The organism is Halobellus ordinarius, from assembly GCF_031823395.1.
Lineage (GTDB): Archaea > Halobacteriota > Halobacteria > Halobacteriales > Haloferacaceae > Haloquadratum > Haloquadratum ordinarius.
Genome location: NZ_JAVQKJ010000025.1, coordinates 1 through 1,120 on the forward strand (window position 1 = coordinate 1; position 1,120 = coordinate 1,120).

Sequence of the window (1,120 nt, forward strand, 5' to 3'; positions counted from 1 at the left end):
TGCCTTGTTGAACGCAAGACAACGACGGGGTAGGGTCGATTGTTTGTAGTCTCACGCCATCAGAGGCAGGTATGTGGAGTCAGAAGATGCAGTAGCCGTCACTCACGGTGGTTGTCGAAGGGTCAAAACTATGGTATCTTGCTTCGTTGTTTCGGTGACGACGGCGATGCCTCTCCCGGATACGTCCGGAGAAGGGGAGCAGGCGGCGAGCCCTAACTCGCCGCCTGCGTTAGGTTATGGACGATGCACTTCCGAGTCAGCTCCCGGAACTGGCCGTGCCAGCTCCGGGAGCGGAGCTTCTCGCCGTCGTCTTCCTTCAACTGCGAGAAGCCCGTCTCACTCATCCAGCGTTGGTTGTAATCCTCGCTCATTCGGGCGTTGTGAGCCTTCTGCAACGGTGTTTGCTCTCTGTGCTTGATCAGTGGTCGCGTTGAGTTCGAGCGACACTCCTCACGGAGCTCGCCCCACGAATAGTTCGCGTCAGCGGACAACACACGCAGGTCTTCCGCGTTCCGGCGGAAGACCTGCATCCCGATATGGCCGTCCCACGCCTTCTGTGTCGTGTAATGCACGTCTTTGATCGCTAGCGAGTTCACGTCGATCAAGATCGTTGTCTTCATCGACTGCAACGAGTAGTTCGCACGGTCACGGTAGTGATAGCTGGTCTGATCACGCTGGAATCCACTTGCATCGATTGCGGCTTCGCCACTCCAGCCCGCCTGCTCCGCCGACGCGCGGAGCAGGCGGCGGAGTTCACGCATCCGATACTCGTCTTCCCACCGGCAAAACGAACTGTAGTGTGGTGCCTCGTCGAGATCAAATACGGCGAGGATACCGGGCATCTCGTTGAGGTAGTCTTCAGTTTCACGAAGACTCTTGTCCAACTCAACGCGGAACAAAATCAACGCGATCTGTGTCCACTTGGCGTACCCGTCCGCGCCGTCCGGCGCGGCGGGTACGTCAGGGTCGTCTACGTGCTGTTTGGCAAGATTTCGACACATCATCGCTAGCCGTCTGAGCGATCCCATATCGCCAGACGGCGTCCAATTCCCGGTTAGCTTGACGGTATTTTCCTGTGAGAGCGTCTGAAACTACAGTCAGTTAGCGGCAAAACAAGGCA

General features: G+C 57.3%; 1 protein-coding gene. It reads right to left on the reverse strand.

Translation table 11 applies throughout. The features are described from left to right. Positions 1-212: 212 nt before the first annotated feature. Entirely contained in the window at positions 213-1,028 is an 816-nt protein-coding gene (locus tag RJT48_RS20590; RefSeq protein ID WP_311174238.1) for an IS5 family transposase, read from the reverse strand. Positions 1,029-1,120: the final 92 nt, after the last annotated feature.

Excerpts from the sequence above, each read along its gene's own strand:
- RJT48_RS20590 (WP_311174238.1), bottom strand. The coding sequence starts at position 1,028 with ATGGGATCGCTCAGACGGCTAGCGATGATGTGTCGAAATCTTGCCAAA.